The following is a 21,159-nucleotide window of genomic DNA, read 5'->3' as shown; positions in this document are numbered from 1 at the left end:
CGTGATCACAAAATTTCTATTCATCTGTAATTTATATTCTCATACACTAAACATCCTTGTATATCCTTGAATAATAAGATCATAGCATCTTTATTTGATGTTTAAAAATATGGAATTCCCCTTTTCTTCATATTCACCTTTTATGTTTCCTACTCCTAAAACGCTCCATCCTTCTTCACTTTTAATCGGTTTTTCACTTATCACGAAATGCACCTGTTCAATATCTTGAATCCTTTCTTTAAAGTAAGATATGATCGGCTGTTGAATCATGTATTGCTTATTATGAATGCGTAGACCTAAAAAACCTCTATGTAATAATCTATTTCCATCCAAAATAAGATTCATCGGATTTAGCATATCGACTTGCATATTTCCCCTTATGAAAAGGTGATAACCTTCTTGATGATGAAACGCTCTAAATTCTATTTCTCTCTGCTTTTTGACCAATTTTATAATCTCTTTCGTTTCTGCCTCTATTTTTATTTCATCTATTTGTATTTGATCTATCTCAATTTCTATACTCTGTTTAAAAAAATCATATAACGATTGCTTTGTTTTTAAAAAACGTGTTTTCCAATCTGGAGCTATTTCATCTAACAATAAACATAGAATCATTCCTGAACTATAACAACTTCTTCTTATATTGGAAGCAGCATCATACGTATCAAGAATTAAGCCACTATATTTTTGCAAAGTATTTTGATAGGAGCTTGTGCCTACCTTGGAATAGGCATTCATTTCAACATACCAAGCTGGCCCTTCTACACTTTCAACCATATATTCATACTGCATGAATTCACAATTCATCATACCGTTTCTTTTTTCTCGAAAATGAATGAATTGATGTATATTTTGTCTCTTGTCAAGATCATTATCACTGTGAATAGCGTTATATAGGCAACGTCTCTCCCTAGTTCTTAATTCAATGTTTTCCTCTACCATCGGATATTGAAATCCCATAAATTCATTAGGAAACCTGCCTTCACCCAGTAAAAACTGATATCCGTGAAAAAGTTCATGTACCAAAAGAGAATATATACTTTCATAATCACTATATCTTTCTAAATTTACGATCGCGGTTGGATAGTCTTCATATAATATGAAAGTATCTCCTACAAACTGTTCATTCCAATCTAATTTTATAAATTCATTCTTCTCTGCTGTCGAAAACATAGGATGATGAAATACATACACATGTTGTTTATTGTAAAGTGCAAATGCAACTTGTTTAAAATCAGGCCATATTTCATTTAATTTTTCTGCACTTATATCACGATTTATTCGTTCTAACAAACCTTTCACTACACATATCACCCCAATATAATGAATACTTCACCTTTCTCCAGTAAATTGATAAACGCTTTGCTCATATAAAAAACAAGCGATACTTTGAGAATCAATAGACTTCTATCAGAAACATAATCCCTTCTTCCAACAAAAATTAGAGATTATGTTTTTGATAGATTTAGAAGGTCAAAATCAATACTGATTTTGAAAAGTCCCTCTAGCTTTTAACTTAATTCTTCCATTACATGTATGACGAATTCAGAGATATTTTTTATAGTTTGTTCAGAGAAATCAAAATGAACACCTGTACTCTGGTAAATATCCGCAATCGATGCATTCCAATCCACACTTGCCCCTTGTTTAAATAAAGCGATTGCTTTCGCTGGATCCTCACGATAGATTTGAAACAGTTGTAACGCCCCTAGTTGTGATATTGCATACTCTATTTTATAAAAAGGATACTGAAAATAATGAAAAGACTCAATCCAACTTGCTCCAATTTCTGCTTCAAAACCTGCAATATCAACTGATGAATACCGAAATCTTTTGCTGATTTCAAGATATTTTGCATCCCGTTCTTCCGGTGAATGGTTTGGATTCGTATAGAGCCAATGTTGAAATAGGTCACCTGAAAGCGGAGAAATTAACAGAGAAAATGCACGATGCATTTGTTCCCTTTGTGCTTTCTTACATTCATTATCTTCAGGATAAAATATATCAAGCTTATCTATTAAAAAGAGTTCTAGACTATGGGAGTACAGCTCAGCTACCTCTTCACGAAGATATCGTTCTTGCATACCACTCTCATTCGCAAACTGTTTGTAGAAATGGATGGCATGACCAACTTCATGTATAAGAGCATTAATCGCATGAAACGATGGGCTAAAGTTGGCATAAATGAATACATTTTTTGTTTTCGGTAAGGTAAAACAAGCACCTCCTGAGGCCTTATTCTTTCGCTCCTCTACATCTATCAGCTCTTGCCCACGAATATGTTGAAATCTCTCCTCAAAATATGAATCGGTCTTACCTAGCATGTTTTCGACTCCATCCAGCAAATCAACAAAAGTGTTGAACGGAGATGTTTGTAATGTACAGGGGCTGATATCCCACGGACGATACTTTTCTATATCAAGTTCTGTTTTAAAGAGTTTCGCTACATGTTTCCATACCGGGATGACATGTTTTTCAACAGACTCATGAAATGTATAACAATCTTGAATGCTGTATTCTCTATTTTTTAGTTTAAATATATAATCACGGTAATTACTAAATCCCGCATTCAATGCCATTTGATGACGTAATTGTACTAGTTCATTCATAATACTATCTACAGCGTGCTTTACATGCGTATGCGACTCAGATAAAGCACGCCATGCGCGTTCACGAATCTCCCTATTTGGACTATCTAACTTTGCTTTTATGTACGGATAAGATTTTGTTTCCCCATCCCAATCAATCGTTATACTAGCCATAATTTCTTTATATTTCGTTATTAACTCCTGCTCCTTCACAGTAAGCAAAACATTGTCTTCATGAAACATCTTATTTTTTTCTAACCTTACTTTGCACATATAACCATATTTTTCATCTTCCAATAATTTGGCGAGCGGACAATTGCTAAATTTTTTGTCAAACTCAGCAGTATATTTTGTAAGAAGTGGCTGAATATTAGTTTGATAATATAAATATAAGTCGCGTTTATGTATGCTTTTCGTATCTCTATAAAAATCGATTAAATGACTCGTTATTACTTCTTCCACTTCAGCACTTAAACGTCGTTCCTCAACTAGCCACTTCTTTAATTCAGAAATGGAACAAATGTCCTGATCAAGAAGTACTTGTAGTCTATCTTTTAATTTTTTCGCATCATAATAATCGTTTTCTTCATTATACTTTTCCAATCCTGAAATATTAGCCATAACATTCCTCCTTAACTTTGCTTTAAGTATTTAGACTCATGTGTCACAGACAGGTCTAAATTTACTTATAGCGTTTTAACTGCTCGCTATTCCATATTGTTTTTTAAAATTGTGACTTGAACCATAAATCAGCCACAATTTGAACTATAAACCTCACTGTATACAAACATAGATGATTCTAAACGTCGCGAAGCAGTTGAACGATTAGAAAATAGACAACTAGATCTTAAAACTAGAATGAGAACCTTCATAAAGATTAAAAGTAATAAAGAAACACAACTGTGGGGGAAACTCAGTCGTGTTTTTTATAGGGTGGAAGCGCTTGAATTTGGCCGATTTGTAAAAGTATGTAGCGCATCTAAAAATTTTTCACGTTCTTCAATAAAAGGGAAGTGGTTACTATTTTCAAATGTTAGAAGGATTGAATTAGGCAACAGGTTATGTAGTTCTTCGGAAAATTCGATTGGACATTGAACATCATACTTTCCGCATAATATTAAAGATGGGACAGTGATATTTTTTATGGTTTCACTGACATCATAATGACGTAATTCAGATGAATAAGCTGCCATTCTTGATTTATTAATGGCGACAAATTGCATTTCTTTGTAATATTCATCAACTTTTTCTTTAGAATGAAGACATAACTCGAAGAATTTTTTTGCTGCAGATTCTTTACTTTTTTTGCTCATAAAAGGTAACATTTTAAAGAAGATTTTCATCATATCTTTTTTATATTTTCCGTTTTCCACATTGAATAAATTGTTTTTAGATCGGTTTATTCTATTTGATGCTGCTGTACCGCATAAAATAATTTCAGAAAGTTTGTCTGGATACATAGAAAGATAAGTTAAGCCTAAAAAACCTCCTGTGGAGTGTCCCGCAAAAGCCCAATTAGAATATTTAAGTTTCTTTCGAATACTTTCTAAATCTTTCACAGTTTCTTCCATGCTTAGGTCTTTTTTTGATTTAACTTTAGTTGAGGAACCCGTATTTTTTAGATTTACTAATATTACTTTATAATATTCTCCAATTGCTGCAGAATACGGCTCTTTACCCGATAAAAATTCTTGATATAAATGTGCTATACAAATAGGCTCTGTACCTTTTCCACCAATAAATACTTCGAATTCTCCACGATCTGTTTTAATCATTTCTCTTTGCAAAAAACTTCATCCCTTCTTATTTATAGAATGGTAAAAAAATAAAGGAATAACTATGAATATTTTTATAAATGAGTTATATAGTTTGTAAGAGTTTATGTAGAGATTGTATCTTAGGGATATTACATTTTGATTATGGGTTATTCTAGTTTAGCGATGCAATGGACCGTCGTCTTCAAAGTTGGGTATCGATAGATATAACGGCATGTTAACACTCTTTTTAAACAGACTTGTTTCAATTTCTTTTCCTTGAAACAGTAATTTTTGAGGTATTCCGATATTAAGGGAAATGATGTTTGATAAGTATTACTCCTTTCTGTCTTTTTATATGGTTAATTATATCACAAAAATTGGAAATATTAACTAACTTAGCACAAGTAATAGGTTGCATCACGCATTCCTTCTCGTTTTTTTTATAAGAAAATCAACAGTTAAATTTAACAGACTCAAAAATAAAAACCTGTCAAAATTGACAGGTTCCTCGAGATACAATATGAAAGCTTTTCTAACTTTCCATAACAAAAAGGCAAGCAGACTTTTCGACTGCTTGCCTTTTTTCTATTATCCAAACTTACTATATATTATAGAGCTTGGAATGTTTCTGTTAATACAGGAACGATTTGTTTTTTACGAGAAACAACACCTTTTAAAGTAGCAGTATTATTCTCTAATGTTACGTTGTATGCTTTCTCAACAGCGTTTGCTGCTTTACCAATAGCAAGACCAACAGAATCGTTAGTTAAGATATCAGTTACAACAAATAAGAATAAGTCTAGACCTTTTTCTTCTACTACTGCAGAGATTACTTTTTCTAATTCCGCTTGGTGTACAAGAACGTCGTTTGTATCGACAGCGTTTACTTGTGCGATTTCAACTTTTGCATTGCCCATTTGGAATTCTTTTGCATCAAGGGAGATTAATTGCTCCATTGTTTTACCGCTTAAATCTGCACCAGCTTTTAACATTTCTAAGCCGTAGCTTCCTGCGTCAACACCAGCGATTTCCGCTAATTCACGAGCCGCAGCTACGTCTTGTTCTGTACAAGTTGGAGATTTAAATAGTAAAGAATCTGAGATAATTGCAGATAACATTAAACCTGCAACCTCTTTACGAATTGTAACGCCGCTTTCTTTGTACATTTTGTTTAAGATTGTAGCTGTACAACCAACTGGCTCACAACGATAGTAGATAGGATCGCTTGTCTCAAAGTTAGCAATACGGTGATGGTCAATAACTTCCAACACACGAACAGATTCGATATCGTTAGCACTTTGTTGACGTTCGTTATGATCAACTAAAATAACATTGTCCACTTCGTTTGCAACTGTTTCAACAAAACGCGGTCCTTCTACTTTAAAATGATCTAACGCAAATTGAGTTTCGCCGCTGATTTCACCTAAACGTACAGGCTCAGCATTCATTCCTAATTCTTTTTTCAACTCTGCATAAGCAATCGCAGAACAAATTGCATCTGTATCTGGGTTTTTATGCCCGAAAACTAATACTTTTTCCATGTTTTCCACCTCTTCATCAAAAGGATATCTTAAAGAAGCAAATATGACAATATTTTAAACACATTTTTTATAAATAAAATCAAGTTTCTTTCATTTTCACACAAAAATACTACACTTCGCCTACATAAGAGGAAAAAAACCTTGAAAGCATAATAAACTTATAAAAAAGCTATTTATTATAAGGAGGCTTTCTAATATGCCTAAAATAAAACTTGAAAATAGTGTGGAGTTATACTATGAAGATCAAGGAAAAGGTAAACCTGTTCTTTTTATTCATGGGGTTTGGATGAGTAGTCGCTTTTTTCATAAACAAATTCCTTATTTCAGCGATAAATACCGTGCTATTTCCATTGATTTACGAGGACACGGACGTTCTTCGCACATCGAAACTGGTCACACAATCACAAACTATGCTCATGATTTGCATACCTTTATAGAGGCTTTAGCGTTAAAAGATGTTACATTAGTAGGCTGGTCAATGGGAGCATTTATTGTATGGGAATATATAAAACAATTTGGAGAACAAAATATACAAGGTTCGGTAATCGTTGATGAACTAGCATCAGATTTTAAATGGCCTGATTTCCCTATCGGTGCCTTTGATTTTCCAACACTGATTCATTTGATGAGAGAGATTCAAACAAATCAAACTGAGTTTCTAAAAGGCTTTATTCCTCTTATGTTTAAAGAATCCCTTTCTACAGAAGATTTCACCTGGATACTTGAAGAAGTCACAAAAGTTCCAGCATCCATTGCAAGCGCTATTTTATTTGATCAAACCGTTGTTGATTACCGTGAAGAATTAAAGACAATTACAAAACCAACCTTGCTTTGTTTTGGAAGAGAAGAAAAATTAATCCCAGTTGCTGCAGGAGAACATTTACACAAACACATTCATAATTCTCAACTCGTTATTTTTGAAAATAGCTGTCATTGCCCATTTTTAGAAGAAACCGACCATTTTAATAACGTGTTACATGCTTTTATTGAATCCCTTTCATAATGTATTTCATAAACAATATAATGTGTTGAGACTTTAAAAACTTATTTTCTAGCCAACACAAAAAGGCCATTCAAAATGATGGCCTTTTTCGAAGTAATAATTCACCCTGGATATTAATTGAATTTTCAGAATAAAAACTTTAAAATGTGCTTGATACCATAAACTAAAATTTTATACTCTCATCAATCGGTACACTTTTTTTAGAAGTCTTGTCTTTCACCTCTTTACATCTCTCTTCCCAAAATTCAACACCTTCAATTCCTACTTTTTTAGGATTAAAAACAGGATCTTTCCCTTCTTTTTTCTGCGTTTCATAATCTCTTAATACTTTTAAAGCTGTCTTACTTAGCAGTAAAATCGCCAAAAGGTTAAGCCATGCCATACTGCCTATTCCTAAATCACCCAGATTCCATAAAAGAGAAGCTGATTCCACACTACCAATATAAACCATTATTAAAAATCCAATTTTCAAAACGGTTTTTAGCCATTTTAATTTTAATTTATGATCCAAGTAAGTAAGTGTAGTTTCTGCAATATAGTAATACGCTAGTAAAGTAGTGAATGCGAAGAAAAAAATAGCGATAGAAACAAATAATGGACCGAAACCTGTAACTACAGTTTCAACAGCTTGTTGGGTATATATTGGGCCTGGCTCAACATTCCCCATCGTTTTCACAATTGCATCTTTTCCATCAGGTATAACATTATACATACCGGTTATCAGAATCATAAGAGCTGTCGCTGTACATACAACAATTGTATCTATATACACAGAAAAAGCTTGGACTAACCCTTGTTTAGCAGGATGTGATACTTCAGCTGCTGCTGAACTATATGTTGCTTCTCCAACACCAGCAACATTTGAAAATACAGCCCTTTTTACTCCCCAGGCAATTGCCGCTCCAACAATTCCTCCAAACATTTCATTGATGCCAAATGCACTCGAGAAAATGAGCGCAAACATATGAGGAATTTCTGTCACATTTGCAATTAGAACGATACATGTCACTACGACATAACCGATTGCCATAAAAGGAACCAGAGTTTGAGAAACAATTGCAATTCTCTTTACTCCTCCAAATATAATCGCCGCTAGCAATATAACTAAAAGGATACCTGTTATATACTTACTTACACCTGATGAATTTTCAAATCCAACCGCAATGCTACTTGATTGAATTCCTGGTAATAAAACGCCATATGAAATCGTGACGACAATGGCCACAACTACTGCGAACCATTTTACCTTCAAGCCTTTTTCAATAAAGTATGGTGTACCTCCGCGATATTCATTTCCTACTTTACTTTTGTATAATTGGGCAAGCGTTGATTCAACAAATGCGCTAGCTGCCCCTAGTAATGCCATAACCCACATCCAGAAAACAGCACCTGGGCCTCCAAAAGCAATCGCTGTCGCTACACCAGCAATATTCCCAATTCCAACCCGGCCCGATAAGGCTAAACAAAATGCTTGAAATGAAGATATACCAGTCTCTGAACTCTTTCCTTCAAATAATAATTTGATCATCTCTTTAAAATACCGAATTTGTAAAAAGCGAGTCGCAATTGTGAAATACACACCTGCACCCAGCGCAAAAACAACTAATCCTATACTCCATACTTGTCCTACTAACCACTCTATTAACTTTTCCATCCCAATCCCCCTCATAATTGTGTTGAAAAAGATTTATATATTGCATGCTTAAAAACAAAACGGACAACTTCATCGTTCATTCAAGTTGTCCGTTAGCTTTCCTATTTGATCATTACTTTATATTCACCCAAACACTCTTTACTTCCGTGTAGTTATCAAGCGCATACGATCCTAATTCACGCCCAATTCCTGACTGTTTATAACCACCGAATGGTGCTGCTGGGTTTTCTAAATTGTAATCATTAATCCAGACTGTTCCTGCCTTTAATCTATTTGCTACTTGATGTCCAGTTTTAATATTTTGAGTCCATACGCCAGCAGCTAGCCCATAGGTAGAATGATTTGCCCTTTTAATTACCTCCTCAACTGAATCAAATGGCATGACTACAACGACTGGGCCAAATATTTCTTCCTTTGCAATTGTCATATCGTCAGTAACATTTGTAAAAACTGTCGGCTGAACAAAGTAGCCTTTTTCAAATGCCTTTTCTCCGCCTACTGCAACTGTTGCACCTTCAGCTTTTCCTTGTTCAATATAATGTAGTACACGCTCTTGCTGTTTTTTAGAGACAAGCGGTCCCATTTCTGTGTCTTTTTCCATACCTGCACCAAGCTTTACGCTATTCGCCATTTCTACAAGTTCTTCTACTACTCTCTCATAATGTTTCCGATGAACAAATACACGGGAACCTGCGCTGCAGTTTTGACCATGGTTATACATAATACCTTGGAACGCTCCAGGGATAGCTTCTGATAAGTCAGCATCTTCTAAAATAATGTTAGGAGACTTACCACCAAGTTCTAACGTTACATGTTTGATCGTTTCAGCAGATTGACGCATAATATATTTCCCTGTAACTGTTGAACCTGTAAAAGCTACTTTATCAATATCATGATGATTTACAATTGCTGCCCCGGCTTCTTGCCCAAAACCTGGAACAAAGTTTACGACGCCCTTTGGAAAACCCGCTTCCTTAAAAAGCTCCGCTACATATAATAGGGATAGCGGTGTTTGCTCTGCTGGTTTTAACACAATCGTACAACCTGTCGCAAGAGCCGCTCCCATTTTCCAAGCAGACATGACTAATGGATAATTCCAAGGAATAATTTGACCAACAACACCAATCGGTTCATGACGTGTATAATTTAAATAATCTTTTGAAATAGGTATTGTTTGTCCTAAAATTTTTGTAGCCCAGCCAGCATAATAACGATAATTTTCTACTGTCGCTGGAATATCGTCTTCAAGTGCAACTTGATATGGTTTACCATTATCCAACGCTTCTAGCTGTGCTAGTTCTTCTTTATGTTCTTCGATTAAATCAGCTAGTTTGTATATAAGATGCGCTCTTTCAGCAGTAGTCATTTCAGCCCAGTGTCCCGCTTCAAAAGCCTGTCTTGCAGCTTTCACTGCTCTATCAACATCTTCAGCTTGCGCCTCACTAACAACAGCAAGAACTTCTTCCGTAGCTGGATTATACGTTTCAAATGTTTTCCCGCTAATAGAAGATACAAAGTCACCATTAATAAGCAGTTTGATTTCCTTATTTAAAAACTCTTTTACCCTTGGTTTCAATTCAATTTTTGTCGTTAACACGTTTTATACTCCCCTTTCATTACATAAATGAATTTATTTTATTTAGCTGAATTTGCAGTAATTTGTGATAAAATATCTTGCAGCTTTTGATCTTCTTCAGGTGTCAATCCTAAGCGAGGATAACGAGATGGTCCTCCAGCTTGCCCATTTAATTCCATCGCCCGCTTCACAATTTGCACATATTTTCCTGACCCTTCAAGAAATGCGCAAAGAGGCAAAATTCTATCATTCATTTCCCAAGCTTTTTCTAACTCACCATTTTGAAAGTACTCATACATTTGTGTAACAAGTCCTGGAACTATATTTCCTGCCACAGAAACCCAGCCTGTAGCTCCTACTAAATAGGATTCCATAACTAAATCCTCGGACCCGCAAAAAACTTCAAAGGATCCTTTTCCCTTTCTCACCAAATCTCTCGCTTTACGAATATCTCCGCTTGATTCTTTAATATGAGTCACCCTCTCACATTCTTTCCCAATACGAAGCATAAGTTCTGTACTCATATCGACACCAGATGTAAACGGATTATTATAGAGCATAATTGGTATATTTACAGCATTTGAAATTTCTTTGAAATGAAAATAAATCTCTTCTTCTTTCGGTTTACAATAATAAGAGTTAATAATTAGTGCACAATCTGCACCGTTCACCTCGGCATGTTTTGTATATTCAATTGTTTCTTTCGTTGTTTCAGCAGCAGTCCCGACAATCACAGGAATACGACCATCTACCTCTTTTAATACAGTTTCAACCATCTTACATCTTTCTTCTTTAGATAAACTCACAAACTCTCCCGTACTTCCATTGATTATAATGCCAGCAACCTTTTGCTTAATAAAGTAGTTAACGTTTTGCTTTACTCCGTTCCAATCAACTTCTTGTAACTCATTCATCGGTGTAATTAATACTGGAAATGCCCCTTTTATACTTTGCATCATCATCTCTCCCCTTTAAAATTACAATATTGTTTTTTCCTACTAGCAACCTTGTTCTTCATATGCAGAATATATAAATCCATTTTAATTTTTCGACATCTAAATCCCTGCTATACATGACCAGATGCTCTCTCCCACCTAAAAAGAAGGGTTTTATGTCGGTTTTTTACTTGATGTATATAGTTCAATGTATAATGATTACTTCAATAGAAACCCTACTGGAAAAGGGTCAGTAGGATCTAATACAAATGTTTGCATACCTGTAATAAATCCTCTGCTTGTGAACGTAAATGTGTACCCATTCTCTATCTTATTCGTTTCTTTCAGTGTTAAAAAACTATTAAAAATACTCTCATTTATAAATGGTCTTTCCCTGCATACATCTTTTTTAGAACGATAACTCAAATAGGAAACCATTGTCGATTCAAACCCAGGTGAACGAACGATATATTCGTTATCCTGAAAGGTAATTGTTTTTATACGATTCTCTTTTATTTGGGCGGCGTCTACTAAAACTACTCTTTTTATCGAAAGATTGGATGGAAGAACTTCAAGCACCGCTTTTCCCCATCTCCTTAATTCAGAAATGTTTTCTATACGAATCTCTTTGAAAAATTCGTCCTTTTCAAACACAGCATATAATTGATCAGCTTGCATAAGAGAATACTGTATATTTCCGAATGCAGTACTCAATTGCAGGTTTTCTTCAACTACATAACATGGCTTACTTTCTAGTGAGACAGAAACTACTTCACTCTTTTCCATATTCGCAGTAACTGAAAATATGCCGCGAAGCGTTTCAATTTTATATTGATTGGACTCTCGTTTCTTTAACTGACCACTTTCTAGTAAAGTTGTTACCACAGCAACGATACCGCCATAATGAAAAGGAATGCTTCCCTCATGATCGAAAAATAATACGGCCGCATCCACTGCTTTATGGATTGATGGAACGACAACACATCCTTTTAGACCTGCAAATCCACGTGGCTCATTTAACAAAAGCTGAATCTCATCTATCCATCCACAAGAAATTTGTTCATGTAAGTGGTCCAAACTCTGATAATACATAAATGGGACATCTTTGATGACACGGAACGCTTCACCGGCTACGTGTACATCTATTGCTGAATACATCTGTTGAATATTCATTTTGCGTCCTCCGTTTCATGTTCCATCGGCGGAATAAGCAGAAAGCCTTCTTTCAGCGAGTCTTCTTCGTGGTAAATGAATCTGTGCATCCCCATGAGCCAAGCTGAACCTGTAATTTTTGTGATTACAGCCTCTATGTTCTCTACATATGTTGTCTCTAATACACATCCTTTAAATAATGATCCAACAATACTTTCATGAATAAATTCTTCCTGAATCGAAATTTTTTTGTTTGCATATAACACAGCTAATTTTGCCGATGTACCAGTACCACATGGAGAACGATCGATTCCTCCAGGGGGAACAACTACTGTATTTTTCACACTTGCTTTTTCATGAGTAGGATCCGTATAAAACTCAATATGAGTTAATCCTTTTATAAATGGATATTGCGGGTGAATAACCTCAAATTTTTCATTAATCGTATTTCTTATATGAATTGCTGTTTCGATTATTTGAGAAGCATTTTCTGGTATTAAATCTAATCCAACTGATTTTGCATCTATAATGGCGTAAAAGTTCCCGCCATATGCAATATCAGCATCTATACATCCAATTCCCTCAACATTCACACAAACACTCTTTAACAAGAACGCTGGAATGTTACAAAAAGATACTTCTTTTGCCTTTCCATTTTCAACAGAAATATCCACTTCAACCAGTCCCGCTGGTGTATCTAATTTTAATGACGTTACTGGCTCATAGACAGGGATTAAACCGGATTCAACTAAAGCAGTGCATACCCCGATCGTATCATGCCCGCACATTGGCAAATAGCCACCTGTCTCTATGTATATAACACCTATATCCGCTTCTGGATGGCATGGATCTGTTAACAACGCTCCAGACATCACATCGTGTCCACGCGGTTCGTTCATTAAAAATTGGCGTATCCAGTCATACTCTGTTTTCATATGAAGCATTTTTTCCGCCATTGTTGTTCCTACCAGCTTTGGCAGACCGCTGATTAACGTTCTTGTTGGATTCCCTCCTGTATGCGTATCAATTGTTGTAAAAACTCTTTGTGACCTCATCCGTTTAGCACCCTTTCTGTAAAACGATTAAAACGAAGTGGTTCAATAGGGATTGATGTTTCCTTTTCATTGATGAATTCTTCGACAATTTTCCCTGTAACTGCTGCGAGACTAATTCCATCGCCCTCATGACCTGCTGCAATATAATAATTCGGAAGGTGATCCACTCGTGAAATAATTGGTAAATGATCTTCTGTCCACGGGCGTAGTCCTGCATAGGAACGAATCACCATCATATCTGCCATTTTCGGGTAAAAGCGAATGGCACGATTCGCGATACATTTGATGACTTCATTATTTATTTTTGTATGGAATCCAACGAATTCTCTACTGCTTCCAATTAAAAAATTTTGGCTTTCCGTTGGCTCAAAAACAAGAGCTACTCCGTACTTTTCAGTCAATGAGTCAACCCTACGTTTCCCTCCAAATTTAGAAATTAAATAGCCGAATTCCATCACTTTTCGGGCCCCTACATGTTGCTGCCTTGAGGCAACGATAATATGCCCCTTTCTCGGCTTAATTGGTATAGAAAGATCCAACATCTCTCCAATTTTAGGTGCCCATACTCCAGCGGCATTGACAACGTGATCTGCCGTGAATGTTCCATTTTTTGTTTCTACAAAAAATGAACCATTTGTTTCTTTCTTCACTCTCTTTACTTCTGTCTGTTTGAAAGCCTTCGTTCCTAATTTTTTTGCCTCTTCAAGAAGTGAAAAAGCAAGAAGATATGGATTTACAGTGGAATCAGTTGCGCATTCTAGCCCACCTAACAAGTCATCAGCAAAAAATGGTGACTCTTCTCTTATATCTTGCCGATCAAGCATCCGAAATGGTAACCCTGCTTCTTTTTGACGATTCACCCATTTTTGCGCAGCCTCCATCTCCTCCTCTGACTCACAGACAAGAATGCTTCCTGGTGCTCGATATTCAAAAGGATGCTCTAATTCTTTACTCAGTTCCGTTACTAAATTTTGACTAAACAACGACATTTGACTATCAAAACCTGGGTCTTTATCAATGGCTAAAATATTGCCGTCACATCGTGAAGATGTACCGCTTACAAATTCTCCCTTTTCAATGATCGTTACGTCCCTTCCATATTTTGAAGCATAATAAGCAATAGAACAGCCAATAATTCCACCGCCAATTATTAAAACGTCACAATGCCTCATAACGTATACCTCCTTTCTTTAAAATCGCTCATTTTCTATTTATGCAATTGATATGCCAACTAAAATAAACCTTTTCATCGTAAGAAATACTGTATATTCTCGCTGACGTTACAATAAAAAAACGGGTATTAAGATTTGTTTTCTAATTAAGTGTAAAAAAATTTTGAATAATAAATAAATAGGTGTATTATATTTTTAGCAGTGTTAATAAATTTTTACATTCTAGGAGGACGTTATGACATTTTCATTGCCTTCAATAAAAGAAGCGGTACAACATTTTCTCACGGATACAACGTTTGGTACGAATCACATGGAAGAAAAAAATAACGAGTTTTATTACCATGGACTTCCTTGCCAAGTCGTACATGAACAAGATTCATTCTCTACCTTAATTGAAGCATTTTCTAATCATGCGGCAGTTGTTATTCTCAATACAAATCAAAATCCTGTATGCTGCATAACCGCTGCACAAATGATTCACTTTCTCCAAAATGCCTATAAACAATTACAAGCGTTTTATGAAACTGTCATTCAAACAACGGATTCTTCAGTCACTGTCATTGATGATCGTGAACGTGTTTGTACATGGACAGAAGGCGCTGAAAAAATCTTTTCAGTTAAGCATCAAGATATAATTGGACAACCTATTACTCATTTTTTTGATTATAAAAATCTAGAAATCTTGCAATCACTACATGAAGGCAAAAGTATTGTAGCCAAATACCATCAACCTCGTTCGGATTTATTTGTTTTAATTAATTCAAATCCTGTTTATTGTGATGATCAAATTATTGGTGCAGTCGTTTCTGAAACAGATGTCACAAACCAAGTTGTGTTGAATGAAAAGTTATTTAATATGTCTAGTGAAGTACACCGTTTAGAACAAGAAGTAGCAAAATATAAAGATGCATCCGATCCCTTTCAATCCATGAAAGGAAAAAGCTCTGTTATACAAAGAACGATTCATTTGGCTAGAAAAGTTTGTTCTGTAAAATCAACGGTTTTAATATTAGGTGAAAGTGGTGTTGGGAAAGAAATATTTGCGAAAGCAATTCACGAAGCAAGTGAAAAAGAAAATGCTCCCTTCATTTCCATTAACTGCGGTGCAATACCAGAAGCTTTATTTGAAAGTGAATTATTCGGGTATGAACGAGGCGCTTTTTCAGGCGCAAACAGTAAAGGAAAAAAAGGAAAGATAGAACTTGCTAAAGGCGGTACTTTATTTCTTGATGAAATCGGTGAAATGCCGCTCGATATGCAAGTGAAACTTCTTCGTGTATTACAAGAGCGAAAGTATTATCGCGTCGGTGGGGAAAAAGAAATTAACATTGATTTTCGTATTATTGCAGCTACAAATCGTAATTTACAAGAATTAATGGCACAAGGAAAATTTCGTGAGGATTTATATTATCGGTTAAATGTAGTTAGTCTGAACATTCCACCATTAAGGGAAAGACGAGAGGATATTATCGAATTAACATATTCTTTTTTAAACGATTTTTCAATCAATTATAAGCGGCCAATTTATGAACTACCTCCAGAAGTTATGCATGAACTCCTTCACCACAATTGGCCGGGGAATATTCGCGAGTTACGCAATGTCATAGAAAGGCTTGTTGTATTCGCAACAGATGGTGTAATCAAGCAAGAATATTTACCTTTTCATACAAACAGTGCTTCTCAAGAACTAACATCCCATTCGTCATTAGGTGGTAACAACACTATTTTGACCTTACAAGAAGAAATGGAACAACATGAGAAAAAAATACTCGAAAGAGCTTTGAGAATTTTGAATGGGAATAAACTAGAATGCGCGAAGCAACTTGGTGTTACAAGGGCTACCCTATATAATCGCTTAAAACGACTCGGCTTACATTAAGTTCTCTCCCTTCTCTATATTGGCATACTTTTTGCATTATATTTTTGTAAACCGAACTAGAGGAGGAATACAAATGTCTAACAAAGAGAACTTCATTGTTTGTCGTTGCGAAGAAGTTACATACGGGCAACTTCAATCTACAATTACTGAATATAATTGCTCGGCACGGGAATTAAAGCTAAGAACAAGAGCGGGAATGGGTTTTTGCGGAGGACGTACATGTAGAGTAGTAATAGACCGAATGATAGAAAGTGCCAATCCTGGAACATCACCTCACGAGATTCCATTAAAATATCAACCACCAATACGGGCGGTAACTTTTGGAACAGTAGGTGAAAATCAATGACCAGAATTTTACATCATCCTATTCTAGGTGATTTAGACAATCAAAAACGCACTTATTTCCAATTTGATGGAAAGAAATATGAAGCATATGAAAATGAAACCATCGCTGCTGCACTTTTAGCAAATGAAATAAGAACTTTGCGTATTCACGAAGATAGTGGCACACCTAGGGGGATTTATTGCAATATTGGACATTGCTCAGAATGCCGCGTAACAGTTAATCATCAAACAAATGTAAGAGCATGTTTAACGGTAGTAGAAAAAGATATGATTGTTGAAAGTGGTAAACAACATCCGAATATTATAAGAAAGATGGTTGAAAAGCGATGATTGATGTAATTGTAATTGGTGCGGGACCAGCAGGATTAGCAGGAGCAATCGCTTGTGCTAATTCTGACCTCAAAGTAATTGTTGTTGATGAATTTATAAAGCCTGGTGGCCGATTATTAGGGCAACTCCATCAAGAACCTACTGGCGAATGGTGGAACGGAATAAAAGAATCAGAACGCCTTCATCAAGAAGCAAAAGCACTTTCTGTTGATATTCGGTGTGGTGTATCCGTATATAATTTAGAAAAAGCTGAAGACCTTTGGTATGTACATACAAACATAGGTACGATAGAAGCTCCTTTTATATTACTAGCTACCGGGGCAGCTGAATACCCTATCCCACTTCCTGGATGGACTTTGCCCGGTGTCATATCAATTGGTGCAGCTCAAGTTATGACGAATGTTCACAGAGTTCAAGTTGGCAAAAAAGGGATTATTATCGGCGCTAATATTTTATCATTTGCGATTTTAAACGAACTGCAATTAGCAGGCATTACTGTTGATCATATTGTACTCCCTGAAAAAAGTGATCTTAGTCAAAAAGCTGGTGAACCTGAGGAAGTTTTAAAATCACTATTGAACGCAGCTCACCTCGCTCCGTCAGCCCTACTTCGCATTGGAAGCCGCTTCATGAAAAAGGATTGGTTTAGAAAAATCGGTTTGAACTTTTATCCAAATAACGGCATAAAAGTAAACGGCACACCTCTCCATCTTCGTAAAGCGGCGCTTGACATTATCGGAACAGATAAGGTAGAAGGTGTTCGTGTGACCAGTATTGATGCGAAAGGTGACATTATTGTAGGATCAGAAGAAGTATATGAAGCAGATTTTGTTTGTATAGCAGGCGGCTTATATCCCCTGGCGGAGCTCGCCGCTATTGCAGGCTGTCCATTCCAGTACATCCCTGAACTTGGCGGACATGTGCCTCTCCATTCAGAGGCAATGGAAACCCCTCTTGCTGGATTATTTGTAGCTGGAAATATTACTGGAATTGAAAGCGGAAAAATTGCTATGGCACAAGGAACTGTGGCTGGGCTTTCAATTACTAAACATGCTTGTGCAAAATCAAATTCAGTCGACCAACAATTACAACAAGCAATTCAAAATGTTCACGCCGTCCGCCAGCAAGCTGTCATTCAGTTTAATCCAAACATTGCTGCTGGTAGACGGAAAATGAATGAAATTTGGCGTAATTTTTCTTCACATGATGTTAAACAAATTATATAGTTTATTGAAAATAAAGAGTGCCTAGCTTAGCTGGGCACCTTAATGAAAAGAACAGTATGTACTTCACGCTTCTTCTTACTCGTTATACATTTTTTGAGTAATGACTACTTGTATTACTCATACCTGGATTTTTAGATAAAAATAAGCCTATACCAAATAAAACTTTTACAGCACCATCAGCTACCGCAATATATATAAATGGTGTTTCTGCTTGAATAAAACCAAACAATGCAATGATTACTAATGGAATTGAAAGATATATCATGCTCTTCCCATGTACGAGTGCAAATGGAATAAAATGAATACCTGTCGCAAGTAAAGCTCCTAGCCAAATCATACGATAGTCGTACGTTTCAAAGTATCTCCCTGAAATTAAACCCATAAGTACAAATAAAAGAACAATAGATAAGTTCGACACTTTAGATTGAAATTTAGACATAGGGCCAAAAGAATATTTTTTCCTTACAGATTTGCTACCTAAAATAAATTTAAAACCGACAAAATAGCCGACCAAAAAAACTATAGGGTGAATAAAATATTTTCCGCCTACAACGGCTGCTGCAATGATAGTAATTCCTACCCATATTAACCATATACCACAAATGCGTTTATTAAAAAACTGTAATGCCTCTCCCTCCTCATACCCTAATTTCTTCGCTAGCTTTTGTAACACTTTCATCATTCCTTTTACAAGTTGTTGTATAATTCAAATCAATCTAATTATACAGCTATAACAGTGTCCCTACTAGTTTAATTTAACAAAATTATACAAACCACAGGTCATCCCCTAAATTCCCAATTTAACTCCATTACAACATGCACATACTAAAAAGAGCTGCTGAGATTACTCTCAGCAGCTCTTTTTTACTATTCATCCGAGTTATTAAAATTCGCTAGCGCGATAATACCTTCTTCAACATCTAATTCAAGCTGTAATCTTGCAGCGAATGGATTGACATTGTACTCTGTATCAAGCCATACGCGGAGTGCTTCAATTAAGTTTGCTTGAATTAAAATTTGCCTGCGACCATTAACTTCTACTTCAGCAGAAAAACCATAGTCATCATCATACATCAGCTCAACTAAAACTGCTTCTGGACCAACTTGTCGCTTTTCAGCAATGTATACACACAGTGCGTTTATAAGCTCTTGCTCGGAAATTTTTATCTTCTCCATGCTGCTTCTTCCGCCTGTTTCTTACGTTGGTTTTTGAAATATTTAAATGCTCGAACCGCTAACATTACGATACCAGCCATTACTAACATATTTACCATAAACGCTAATATAGAACCAAGTGCTCCCATATTTGAGAATAAGCTTCCCATCAATAGACCACCAAGACCACCTAGTAATAAACCTTTCATAAAGCTTCCTTTATTACTTTTTGGTGCTGTATTTGTCGCTTTTGTTTTTTTGTCTGGAGTTGTTTTTTGTGCATTTACATTAGAATCTTTTTTGTTTAAATCCACTTTTGACTTTTGTCCTGAACTTGGTGTATATGATTTTTGACCAGATTTGTAACTTTTCGCTGCTGCATGATCTACGAAAACAAAGCTGCTAGCCCCAAAAACAACCATAAATGCAGTCATTACTGTAACCAGTTTTTTTAACATAGTGTACCAATTCTCCTTTTACTATAGATATATGTGAAATCTATCTTTCTTTAAAGCAAGAATGATAGATTCATTTTAAAGCTAAATAAAAAGTTCTTATGAACCTATTATATGAACTTTTTCAAAAATAAGCAAGTGTTATTTGTTCGTGACAATTTCACAACAAAGGAAAAATTAAACAAAATAGAATTGACTTTACACAAAACAAAACATATTATATGGTCATAAGAACTTTTATAATTTTTGGAGGTGAAAAGATGGAAACATTTCATCTCACACGAAACGAAATGGCAACGCTCCTTCTTTCTCTAAGAGGATGGAATACAAAAAAGCCTCTTAGTATTTTACAAGAAGCTTGGGCAAAGTCTCATAAAAAAGATATTGAAAGCGGACAAAGTGTTACAGCTTTTATAACAACCGCACTCTCACCTATCTTTGAAAAACTGATAAAAATTGAAGACACAGATATTGGCTTTTCTTTAAATGAAATTGTTGCGCTTGGTAATCAAATTGAAAATACCAGTTTCTCTGTAACTGCTATGCAAAACTGGGTAAAACGAGATATAAAAGAAATGATTGGTTCTCCGCAAAAAGGAAAGAAATATTCGATTGAACAAGCGGCTTTACTATTCATCGTTGAAGATTTAAAAACAGCACTTGATTTTGAATCTATTCGTAAGTTGTTACGGCTCATTGTAAATGACCCGGCAGATCGTAGTGACGATTTAATTAATCCTGTCCATCTATACGTCGCTTATTCTTCTTTATTTGAAGAGGTGAATCAGGGAGATTGTTTACAACTAAACGCGACTCATACCATCCATACGATTGAAAATATTGTAAAAGAAAAAGCAGATAAAATCGCAAGTCAGTTTGATCAAGTCAATAACGAGCAACGCGAGGCTATTCGTAACGCCATTATTATCGCAACACTTTCTGTACATACCGCATATGTACAAATGTTAGCAAAGCGTTATGTCTCCGCAACACTATTTTTACAAAATTTAGATGTGAAGCCATAAAAAAGAGGAGCGCAATGCGCTTCTCTTTTTTTGAACTTTTGTATTATAAATCATACATATACTCTCTCCGCGGTAAATGAACTACTTTTTGCACATACTTTGCAGTCTATAGTATCAAAATAACGGTTTCTATTTATACAAATACGTGTCTCTCTTTATAGATCGCAAAATCTCCTTTTATCTCTCTTCTCCCCGAGAAAAAGATATAATTCCGCTATTTCAACCATTTTCAAAATAGCATCTAATATTACTTCATCAATTAAGCAAAGAAAATCTCCCACTGTTCATTCTTCTTATCTCTTTTAAAAGAA

The 21,159-nt window shown here is 35.5% G+C and carries 19 protein-coding genes and 1 pseudogene; 7 read left to right on the top strand and 13 right to left on the bottom strand.

Annotated elements, in window-relative coordinates:
- Positions 1 to 90: 90 nt before the first annotated feature.
- Both COO03_RS16955 and COO03_RS16950 read right to left on the bottom strand, forming a co-directional pair.
- Positions 91 to 1,302 (bottom strand): peptide ABC transporter permease, encoded by a 1,212-nt coding sequence (locus COO03_RS16955; RefSeq protein WP_097898280.1) that lies wholly within the window; start codon positions 1,300 to 1,302, stop codon positions 91 to 93.
- Positions 1,303 to 1,511: 209 nt separating this feature from the next.
- A complete protein-coding gene (locus COO03_RS16950) occupies positions 1,512 to 3,209 on the bottom strand; it encodes a M3 family oligoendopeptidase (RefSeq protein WP_097898279.1) in 1,698 nt (565 codons plus the stop codon).
- 150 nt (positions 3,210 to 3,359) lie between these two features.
- On the opposite strand from COO03_RS16950, the pseudogene COO03_RS28165 reads away from it, so the two are divergent.
- Positions 3,360 to 3,434, top strand: a pseudogene (locus COO03_RS28165) (integrase); the annotation flags it as partial.
- An 80-nt stretch (positions 3,435 to 3,514) separates the two neighbouring features.
- On the opposite strand, the gene COO03_RS16945 reads toward COO03_RS28165, so the two are convergent.
- Both COO03_RS16945 and ppaC read right to left on the bottom strand, forming a co-directional pair.
- Complete coding sequence (locus COO03_RS16945) at positions 3,515 to 4,375, bottom strand: alpha/beta fold hydrolase (RefSeq protein WP_097898278.1); 861 nt, start codon at positions 4,373 to 4,375, stop codon at positions 3,515 to 3,517.
- 578 nt (positions 4,376 to 4,953) lie between these two features.
- Positions 4,954 to 5,886: a manganese-dependent inorganic pyrophosphatase gene (gene ppaC, locus COO03_RS16935; protein WP_097898277.1), complete on the bottom strand. Its 933-nt coding sequence runs from the start codon at positions 5,884 to 5,886 to the stop codon at positions 4,954 to 4,956.
- Between the two features lie 196 nt (positions 5,887 to 6,082).
- On the opposite strand from ppaC, the gene COO03_RS16930 reads away from it, so the two are divergent.
- Entirely contained in the window at positions 6,083 to 6,889 is an 807-nt protein-coding gene (locus COO03_RS16930; RefSeq protein ID WP_097898276.1) for an alpha/beta fold hydrolase, read from the top strand.
- Positions 6,890 to 7,052: 163 nt separating this feature from the next.
- Here the strand turns inward: COO03_RS16930 and COO03_RS16925 are convergent, their stop codons facing one another.
- The 6 genes from COO03_RS16925 to COO03_RS16900 form a co-directional block, all read right to left on the bottom strand.
- Positions 7,053 to 8,543 carry an alanine/glycine:cation symporter family protein gene (locus tag COO03_RS16925; protein ID WP_097898275.1) on the bottom strand — a complete coding sequence of 497 codons (1,491 nt, stop codon included), beginning with the start codon at positions 8,541 to 8,543 and terminating at the stop codon, positions 7,053 to 7,055.
- Between the two features lie 112 nt (positions 8,544 to 8,655).
- On the bottom strand, positions 8,656 to 10,140 hold the full coding sequence (locus tag COO03_RS16920; protein ID WP_097898274.1) for an aldehyde dehydrogenase family protein: 1,485 nt from the start codon (positions 10,138 to 10,140) through the stop codon (positions 8,656 to 8,658).
- A gap of 38 nt (positions 10,141 to 10,178) precedes the next feature.
- Positions 10,179 to 11,075, bottom strand: coding sequence for a 4-hydroxy-tetrahydrodipicolinate synthase (gene dapA / locus COO03_RS16915; RefSeq protein ID WP_097898323.1), 897 nt, complete (start codon positions 11,073 to 11,075; stop codon positions 10,179 to 10,181).
- A 198-nt stretch (positions 11,076 to 11,273) separates the two neighbouring features.
- Entirely contained in the window at positions 11,274 to 12,227 is a 954-nt protein-coding gene (locus COO03_RS16910; protein WP_097898273.1) for a proline racemase family protein, read from the bottom strand.
- A complete protein-coding gene (locus tag COO03_RS16905; RefSeq protein ID WP_097898272.1) occupies positions 12,224 to 13,261 on the bottom strand; it encodes a proline racemase family protein in 1,038 nt (345 codons plus the stop codon). Before COO03_RS16905 ends, COO03_RS16910 begins: the two co-directional genes overlap by 4 nt.
- The gene (locus COO03_RS16900) at positions 13,258 to 14,433 is read right to left on the bottom strand and encodes an NAD(P)/FAD-dependent oxidoreductase (protein WP_097898271.1); all 1,176 of its coding nucleotides are present in this window, start codon (positions 14,431 to 14,433) and stop codon (positions 13,258 to 13,260) included. The genes COO03_RS16905 and COO03_RS16900 overlap by 4 nt, the downstream gene beginning before the upstream one ends.
- 235 nt (positions 14,434 to 14,668) lie before the next feature.
- Between COO03_RS16900 and COO03_RS16895 the strand changes: the two genes are divergently transcribed.
- From COO03_RS16895 to COO03_RS16880, 4 genes are all read left to right on the top strand, one after another.
- The gene (locus tag COO03_RS16895) at positions 14,669 to 16,312 is read left to right on the top strand and encodes a sigma-54 interaction domain-containing protein (RefSeq protein ID WP_097898270.1); all 1,644 of its coding nucleotides are present in this window, start codon (positions 14,669 to 14,671) and stop codon (positions 16,310 to 16,312) included.
- A 73-nt stretch (positions 16,313 to 16,385) separates the two neighbouring features.
- Entirely contained in the window at positions 16,386 to 16,658 is a 273-nt protein-coding gene (locus COO03_RS16890; protein WP_097898269.1) for a (2Fe-2S)-binding protein, read from the top strand.
- On the top strand, positions 16,655 to 16,987 hold the full coding sequence (locus COO03_RS16885) for a (2Fe-2S)-binding protein (RefSeq protein WP_097898268.1): 333 nt from the start codon (positions 16,655 to 16,657) through the stop codon (positions 16,985 to 16,987). Before COO03_RS16890 ends, COO03_RS16885 begins: the two co-directional genes overlap by 4 nt.
- The gene (locus tag COO03_RS16880; protein WP_097898267.1) at positions 16,984 to 18,213 is read left to right on the top strand and encodes an NAD(P)/FAD-dependent oxidoreductase; all 1,230 of its coding nucleotides are present in this window, start codon (positions 16,984 to 16,986) and stop codon (positions 18,211 to 18,213) included. Before COO03_RS16885 ends, COO03_RS16880 begins: the two co-directional genes overlap by 4 nt.
- A gap of 82 nt (positions 18,214 to 18,295) precedes the next feature.
- On the opposite strand, the gene COO03_RS16875 is transcribed toward COO03_RS16880, so the two are convergent.
- The 3 genes from COO03_RS16875 to COO03_RS16865 all read right to left on the bottom strand — a co-directional run bounded on the left by COO03_RS16875 (position 18,296) and on the right by COO03_RS16865 (position 19,826).
- Positions 18,296 to 18,886 carry a DUF6609 family protein gene (locus tag COO03_RS16875; protein WP_240520137.1) on the bottom strand — a complete coding sequence of 197 codons (591 nt, stop codon included), beginning with the start codon at positions 18,884 to 18,886 and terminating at the stop codon, positions 18,296 to 18,298.
- Positions 18,887 to 19,080: 194 nt separating this feature from the next.
- Positions 19,081 to 19,389, bottom strand: a complete 309-nt coding sequence (locus COO03_RS16870) for a YxcD family protein (protein WP_097898265.1) — start codon at positions 19,387 to 19,389, stop codon at positions 19,081 to 19,083.
- The gene (locus COO03_RS16865; RefSeq protein ID WP_097898264.1) at positions 19,377 to 19,826 is read right to left on the bottom strand and encodes a hypothetical protein; all 450 of its coding nucleotides are present in this window, start codon (positions 19,824 to 19,826) and stop codon (positions 19,377 to 19,379) included. The genes COO03_RS16870 and COO03_RS16865 overlap by 13 nt, the downstream gene beginning before the upstream one ends.
- Positions 19,827 to 20,083: 257 nt before the next feature.
- Between COO03_RS16865 and COO03_RS16860 the strand changes: the two genes are divergently transcribed.
- Complete coding sequence (locus tag COO03_RS16860) at positions 20,084 to 20,848, top strand: DUF1836 domain-containing protein (protein WP_097898263.1); 765 nt, start codon at positions 20,084 to 20,086, stop codon at positions 20,846 to 20,848.
- The last annotated feature ends 311 nt before the right edge of the window (positions 20,849 to 21,159 follow it).

The organism is Bacillus sp. AFS098217 (assembly GCF_002551815.1).
In the GTDB taxonomy this organism is placed as follows: domain Bacteria; phylum Bacillota; class Bacilli; order Bacillales; family Bacillaceae_G; genus Bacillus_A.
This window is presented reverse-complemented; position numbering and strand designations above follow the sequence as displayed.